The sequence below is a fragment of the Helicobacter sp. MIT 14-3879 genome (assembly GCF_003364125.1).
The window spans coordinates 1-7334 of sequence record NZ_NXLP01000059.1 but is presented as its reverse complement, the minus strand read 5'-3'; the positions used below and the strand labels follow the sequence as shown (position 1 = coordinate 7334).

Below are 7334 nucleotides of genomic sequence, written 5' to 3'. Positions count from 1 at the left end.
TATTATGCTTTATACTAGCTTCTTTAAGCTCGTATGCAATATCTAAGGGAGTATAATCTGCATAAACATTATAAAAAAACAATAGGCATAAAAAAGCATAGAGTTTCATTATTTTTGTATTTTTAATGTGTGTTTTATTACTTCTTTTACACATCGTGTTGAATTAAGCTATGTAAATATTTAAAAATAATTATTAATGAAAATTATAGAATTAAGATTCTAGCTCTAAGAACTAGAATCTTAAAATAAATAAGTATATCTTAATGTAAGTATTCCTAGTCCCCATCCTAATTGAACATCAAGTTTATGGTGCTTATACATTGTTAAACTTCCACCAGCGTGAGCACCAAAGAGAAAAGCACTAAAATTATAGCCATACACATTTTTATCATAAAATAAATGATGATAGCCAAAATTTAATCCAGCAAAAACTCCCCAATTAAAATCACTAGTGGGAGTAAAATCTAAAATATAATCAGCCCCTACTTGAAAAGATAATGCGTGCCAAGTATAGTTTCTCCACCAAGTAGAATAAGTATCTATTCCATAGTTTAGCCCTCCAATAGCCCTTATACCGTGCCTAAATTTATAAAATTGCCAATCTCTTGGAAAATAATATTCATATCCACCAACAACACCTACTCCAAATGTAGTTATTCCTCCAAATCCTATTTCTCCTCCAACAAATCCTTTTCCAGTCAAATCAATACCTTTTTGCAAATCATCTTTAGAATCTTTTGCAGCAATTAGATTGGTAGAGTAGAGAATAAAAAACATTAATAATAACTTCTTCATTGTAATCCCTCTTTTTAATAACATCAAAAAGCGTATTTTTATAAAAATTATTTTAATGTTCTATAAATTATGAAAAATATATTAAGTTTCAATTTCTAATCATTTATGTTTGAAAAATCTTTTAAATAGCTATTTTTAAATTTATTAAAATAATTATATTTTTTGATTTTTCGTGTGCCTTTATTATAGCATTCAATGGAATCTTTTAGTGTAGTTTTTATTGCTATACAAGATTTAAGTATCTTGCTTGATTTATCAATATTATAAGAAAGATTAAATATTTTATCAATCTCATCTTCTTTAAAGTTAGTAGAATTAATTTGCATCAAACCCACATCAATTTTTAATTCTTTATCCTGTAAGAGGATTTTTAATGCCTCTTTTAAATATTTTTCACTTCCTTTAAAAACAATAAGATATTGATTTTTATAGTTTGAAACTTGCTTTGTTAATTGATTAAATTGATATTTTGTGCTCTTGCTAACAAAAGAAATAATCAATGGATTAAAACCACTTTCAATCTTAGCTATGGTATAAAGCACCCTTTTATCAATATTATGCTTTATACTAGCTTCTTTAAGCTCGTATGCAATATCTAAGGGAGTATAATCTGCATAAACATTATAAAAAAACAATAGGCATAAAAAAGCATAGAGTTTCATTATTTTTGTATTTTTAATGTGTGTTTTATTACTTCTTTTACACTTTGTTTTGTTTGTTCTTTGGTATGTTTTGCTGTAATTTTTTGTATATCTCTTGCAGAAAATTCCAAAGTATCAAGTTTCCTTAACCTATCTTTTTCACTCATTCCTACTTCTTTTGCCCTAAAGTCATTGATTTCTCTAAATTTATTTTCTATGAGTTCTATTGTTAAATCATTGCTTAAATTAGAATTTAACAATTTAGCAACTTTAATTTTTTCTTGCTTACTTAAAAATGTATTATTTTGCAATTCCTCTTTCAAAAATCTATTTAATTTTTCTTTTGTTAGATTTTCATTTTGCTTAAGTTCGTTTATTAATTCCCCATTTAAACCTTCTTTCTTAAAGGCTTTCAATAAATCTGCTAAAAATGCAAAAAAGGTTTTATCTCCAAGAGAATCATTATCATTAATATCAATCTTATTTTGCTCTAAATCAAAAGAAATTTTTTTGCATTTCTCTGAAAAATTTTTATATAAATTTGAAATATCTACCAATCCCATAATTACTTCCTTTTTTTATTTAATTTAATAAAATAAATATACTCAAAAAATAAACTTAAAGTCTAAAAATACGCTTAAAAGGTTTCAAATGAAATGATTTAAGTTTATTTTTATGTTTTAATTAAAAATTTTTTTTAAACTTCCATTTTGTTGAATTTAACAAAGGAGTTTAAAAATGCTTAAAAATATTTTAAGAGTGGTATTTTTACTTGGAATTTTTGCAAGCTTAGGATTTGGTGCTAATGAGTTTAATGAAGCTTCAAATATAGTAAATTCTGCTGATACATCAGGTAGAAAAGTTCTTGGCACAGTAATTAAATGGACTACCTCTGTGGCATTGCCTATTATTTGCATTGTTGCTGGAATGGTTATGGGTTATTCGCAACAAAAGAAAAAGGCTGAACAAGACCAAAACACAAATAAGATTTATTTTGTAACTTTTATTGCTGGATTAGTAGGTTTTTTTGTTTATATTTTAATTGCAACAATGCTTTCTCAAGCACTTTTTGGAGATACAAGTTATATCTTTAATGTTATTACTAATTTTTGGAAAAGTGCAATAGTGTAATGAAAATTTGTAGAGTTCTACTAATAAATATGCTTTTTATTTCTTATGTTTTCTCTATTTGTTATGAAGTCCCTTGTCCAAGTGCAATTGCAAATTCTTCTAAGCAAATAGCAGAAAAAACGATAGAAATATTCACATTAATAAGTCTATTAATAGATATTAAAAAATATTTTTAAATAAAAGCTTTTAAAATTTTAAAATTAAAGAATATTTATTTAACTGAATCTTCTTTAATCATAACTTTCTTTAATAATTAATTAAAATCTCTTTCATATAGTTTTATTTTTACCTAAATAGGTATTTTTCTTAACCAATATAGGCTGTTTTTTTATCAAGATAACGCACAATAACGGAGAGACTAAAACAAATGACAAAATAAATAAATGCCACCAAGCTAATCATAATAAGTATATCCTCAAAAGTTGTTAATTGAGCTAGGATTATTTTGGATTGATAAGTAAGCTCTGCAATTTGTAATCCAGCAAGAAAAGAAGTATCCTTAAAAGTTGTAATAACTTGTGAGAGCATAGAAGGGATAACTTTTCTAAAAGTTTGTGGCAGAATAATATAAAAAAGTGTAAAAAATTGGCTAAAACCTTGAGAATATGCGGCTTCAAATTGACCTTTAGGCACAGAATTAAGCCCTCCACGAATTATTTCTGCCATTACAGAGCTTGTATAGAGCGAAAAACCAACAGTCCCCCATACAGCAGGATTAGCACGTCCAAAAAAACTTGGCAATACAAAAACAGCTGTAAGCATCCATAAAAGTAGTGGTGTATTTCTAAATACTTCAATATAAGATATTGCAAGAAAACGGGCTATCCTACCACCATAATTACGTGTAATAGCTAAAAATGTTCCAAAAATTATAGAAATAATACAGGTTACTAATGCAACAACTAATGTTAAATATAATCCATCAAATAAAAAATTAATATTTATCTCATTAAATACATTACTCATCATAGCCTCCTAAGATGTGCATTTTTTAGTCTATTTTCATAAAACTTTGCAAAATACGCCAATGGATAACATACAATAAAATATAAAAATGCTGTAAAGAGATAAGCAGGAGCATAATTTCCTGTATCACCCGCATAGCTATCTGCTACATACATAATCTCTCCACCAGCCACTATCAAAAGCACGGAAGTATTTTTAATAAGATTAACTACTTGATTGGTAAGAGGAGGTAAAATAATCTTAATAGTTTGAGGGAGAATAATATAATACATTTGTTGGGTATAAGTAAAACCCTGTGAAGTAGAGGCTTCAAACTGCCCTTTTGGAATAGAGAGGATACCACTACGCACAACTTCACTCACATACGCTCCGTGATATGCACCAACCCCCAATACACCTACGCTAAATACATCAAGGTGGATTCCAAGTGGTGGAAGTGCATAATATAAGAAAAATATCTGTATAACTAAAGGCGTATTTTGAAAAATTTCAACATATATTCTCGTATAAACACGAAGACCTCTGATTTTACTTGTTGCCATAACTCCACCAATTGTACCAAAAATTAATGCAATTAGTAGGGCTAAAGCACTTACAGATAATGTATAACCAAAACCTGAAAGAAAATCTTCACCTTTTGAAAAGGTATCAATAAATTTCCATATAGCAAAAGGACTAGAACTATCTTCATTATATAAACCTATCTGTTCTAAAAAATTACGAAGTTTTTCAATCCAATCTATACTATCCACTATATTATAAGCCCCATTTCTTTGCTATCTCATCAATTTGTTCCTTATTATCTTTGACAAAATTGTTAATAAAAGCTGCAAATTCTTTATCATTTTTTGGACTTACGATACCATACTCTTGAGGTTGAAAACTATCAGGAAGTATTTCATTTTTATTATCAACATATCCTAAAAGAATTGATTTATCAACACCAAAGGCATCAACACGTTTTGAATCAAGGGCTACCTTAATGCTTGGATAATCTGGAAACTCACTAAATTTAACTTTTATGCCAAGCTTTTTTGCAGCTTCATCAATAGCCTTCCTAGAAGTTGCTGCTTGTGCTACTCCAATAGTTGCATTTTTCATATCTGCTAATGATTTATAGCCTTTTTCTTTTAAGACAAGCAACCCAACAGCATCTTTATAATAAGGCTCTGAAAAGTTATAAGTTCGCTTACGTTCAGGCGTAATTGTAAAAGTTGCAATCACAGTATCAATACTTCCATTATCAAGCAATGGACCTCTTGTTTTTGCATTTACAGCTACAAGCTTAAGCTTATTCTCATCACCAAATATACTCTTTGCAAGCAATCTTGCAACATCTACTTCAAAACCTTTAATTTCTTTTGTCTTTTGGTCAAGCAAAGCAAAACGAGGCACATCATTTTTTACACCTACAACAAGCTCGCCTCTATTTTTAATATTCTCTAGCATACCTGCATTTGCACACAAAGCAAATATGCTTGAAATAAAAAATAGCCTAACTATCTTTGAAAATAACCTAATATTATAATTAATAATACTCATAGATAACTCCTTATTAATAAAATTAAATTCTAATGACTTAAAATTTTTCCCAAAAATACTTTTGCACGCTCTGTTTTTGGAGAGACAAAAAATTCTTTAGGAATGTTTTCTTCTACAATAGCACCATCTTCCATAAAGATAATTCTATCTGCTACTTCTCTTGCAAATCCCATTTCATGTGTTACAACAACCATAGTTGTATTGCTTTGATGTGAGATCTCACGCATAACATCTAAAACTTCTTGTATAGTCTCAGGATCAAGTGCGGAAGTCGGCTCATCAAAAAGCATATATGGCTTTTGAGTGCATAAACTTCTTGCTATTGCTACACGCTGCTGTTGCCCGCCACTTAATGTTGCAGGATAAACCTTTGCCTTATCTGTAAGTCCAACAACCTCAAGATACTTATAGGCCAACTCTTGAGCTTCTTGCTTGCTTTTACCTCGCAATTTAATTGGTGCAAGTGTAAGATTCTCAAGTACATTTAAATGAGGATAAAGATTAAAATGCTGAAATACCATTGCACAATATTCTCTACATATTTTTGTCTTTGTTTTTGAATTAAGAGCAATACCACCAACAACAACTTCACCAGAACTCACGACTTCAAGTCCATTAATACAACGAATTGTAGTGCTTTTCCCACTACCACTAGGTCCAATAATAACTAGCCTCTCACCATCTTTAATCGTCAAATTAATATCTTTCAATACATGATGTTTGCCATAAAATTTATTAACATTTTTTAGTTCAATCACACCTAGTCCTCAAGTTTTTAAATATATCTTTTTATTTATTGACAGCTAATAAACTTTAGCAGAAAATATATACTTTATTTTTATTAAGAAATCAATAAATATCTAAAATAATAACATTTTATGTTTAATAATTTCAATAAACATATATCATGATAAGCTATCACACAATTTAAACAATTAAATTGTTTATTTAAATTTATATTAACAAAAAAGTTATTTTAAGAAGATTATTCCATAAAAACATCTATTTAAATTACTATTTTTATACCTTATTTATACACAATTAATGTAGTTTCATTTTATTAAGTTTCAAATTAACAATATTATAAAATTACTTTATTTTCTAATACCGTGCATTAAAATTCCTTCAATTAGAATAATTTATTCTTAAAGCTTTAAAACAAAAAATATCAATAAAATTACAATAATTGATAAGTAGTTATAGATAAAAACATCCCTAAAATATAATAAATTACTCCATATAAGGTTAATTATTTTATATTTGTTTATTTCTGTATATGCATTTAAACTAATACATATTTATATTTAAAAAATTAGAATTTGTTGTGAGTTATTACAAAAGATTTTATTTATAGTTTTTAAACTATATCATCAATTTCTTATATTATATTCTTTTATATTTTCCTAAATTCTTAATTAACTTTATTATATTTACTTAAGAAATACATTTTATATCATCTGTAATAAGACTAAAAAACATCCCATATCTTCAAGTAAATATTTTAAAATGCTATCAAGGTCATCTTTATCTAAATTTATTCTTTTTTATTTTGCTATTTATTATACAATTCTATCTTATTTTGTGCTTTATACTTTATTTTATTTTTGTAGCTTTCATTAATAAAACACAGGACAAGTTTCTTCTACTAGCACCTCATCAATCTTAGCATAATTTTTATAAAAGTATTCTTGTAAAAGAGGAATTATCTTTTTGGTAAATATGATTTTAAGTCCTCTATGGAAAAATAATACTTATACTACATTTCCCAAACTTTATCAAACTTATCTTCCCATTTTTTACCTTCATAACACTATCTAATATAAATAAGTGTGTCCTATTATATGCTCTCTATCAAGCAAAATGCAGTCTTTAATGTTAGGGATATAATCTAAAAGCATTTGATAAACAATTTTAACAACAAAATCAGGGGTATAAAAACTCCCTAGATTATATAGTTTGTTTAGTATTTATATGTGTTTGGATTAACTTTCCCCCTCCTCTACTCCCATTCAATTGTGCCGGGGGGTTTGCTCGTAATGTCATAGACTACACGGTTAATGCCTTTTACTTCGTTAATAATGCGATTAGAGACAGATTCTAAAAATACAGAAATCAAATTATTTCTGAAACTTTTTAAAATATTCATCAATTTCTTCTCGCATTTCTTGTCCTACTTCTTCAAAAGCAGACAAAATAAGCCCATAACTTCCTGCTCCACCTAGAAAATCCCAAAATTCATTAGCAACTTTAAGTTCTGCA

9 protein-coding genes and 1 pseudogene are annotated in these 7334 nt (G+C 27.6%); 1 reads left to right on the top strand and 9 read right to left on the bottom strand.

Annotation, left to right across the window (positions count from 1 at the left end):
• Window positions 1-240: 240 nt before the first annotated feature.
• The 3 genes from CQA44_RS10640 to CQA44_RS10630 form a co-directional block, all read right to left on the bottom strand.
• Complete coding sequence (locus CQA44_RS10640; protein WP_115547214.1) at window positions 241-795, bottom strand: hypothetical protein; 555 nt, start codon at window positions 793-795, stop codon at window positions 241-243.
• A gap of 95 nt (window positions 796-890) precedes the next feature.
• Window positions 891-1457 carry a transglycosylase SLT domain-containing protein gene (locus tag CQA44_RS10635; protein WP_115547213.1) on the bottom strand — a complete coding sequence of 189 codons (567 nt, stop codon included), beginning with the start codon at window positions 1455-1457 and terminating at the stop codon, window positions 891-893.
• Window positions 1457-1999, bottom strand: a complete 543-nt coding sequence (locus CQA44_RS10630; RefSeq protein ID WP_115547212.1) for a hypothetical protein — start codon at window positions 1997-1999, stop codon at window positions 1457-1459. Before CQA44_RS10630 ends, CQA44_RS10635 begins: the two co-directional genes overlap by 1 nt.
• 175 nt (window positions 2000-2174) lie before the next feature.
• Here CQA44_RS10630 and CQA44_RS10625 point away from each other — a divergent pair, with 175 nt between their 5' ends.
• Window positions 2175-2567, top strand: a complete 393-nt coding sequence (locus CQA44_RS10625) for a hypothetical protein (RefSeq protein ID WP_115547211.1) — start codon at window positions 2175-2177, stop codon at window positions 2565-2567.
• A gap of 306 nt (window positions 2568-2873) precedes the next feature.
• On the opposite strand, the gene CQA44_RS10620 is transcribed toward CQA44_RS10625, so the two are convergent.
• The 6 genes and pseudogenes from CQA44_RS10620 to CQA44_RS13540 form a co-directional block, all read right to left on the bottom strand.
• Window positions 2874-3533 carry an amino acid ABC transporter permease gene (locus CQA44_RS10620; RefSeq protein WP_115547210.1) on the bottom strand — a complete coding sequence of 220 codons (660 nt, stop codon included), beginning with the start codon at window positions 3531-3533 and terminating at the stop codon, window positions 2874-2876.
• Window positions 3533-4285 carry an amino acid ABC transporter permease gene (locus CQA44_RS10615; protein WP_408941392.1) on the bottom strand — a complete coding sequence of 251 codons (753 nt, stop codon included), beginning with the start codon at window positions 4283-4285 and terminating at the stop codon, window positions 3533-3535. The genes CQA44_RS10620 and CQA44_RS10615 overlap by 1 nt, the downstream gene beginning before the upstream one ends.
• 4 nt (window positions 4286-4289) lie before the next feature.
• The gene (locus CQA44_RS10610) at window positions 4290-5075 is read right to left on the bottom strand and encodes a transporter substrate-binding domain-containing protein (protein ID WP_115547208.1); all 786 of its coding nucleotides are present in this window, start codon (window positions 5073-5075) and stop codon (window positions 4290-4292) included.
• Between the two features lie 29 nt (window positions 5076-5104).
• Entirely contained in the window at window positions 5105-5833 is a 729-nt protein-coding gene (locus tag CQA44_RS10605) for an amino acid ABC transporter ATP-binding protein (RefSeq protein ID WP_115547207.1), read from the bottom strand.
• A 1241-nt stretch (window positions 5834-7074) separates the two neighbouring features.
• A pseudogene (locus CQA44_RS10600) lies at window positions 7075-7179 on the bottom strand (hypothetical protein); the annotation flags it as partial.
• A 13-nt stretch (window positions 7180-7192) separates the two neighbouring features.
• On the bottom strand, window positions 7193-7334 hold a 142-nt coding region (locus tag CQA44_RS13540), incomplete at its 5' end, for a TdeIII family type II restriction endonuclease (protein ID WP_115547206.1).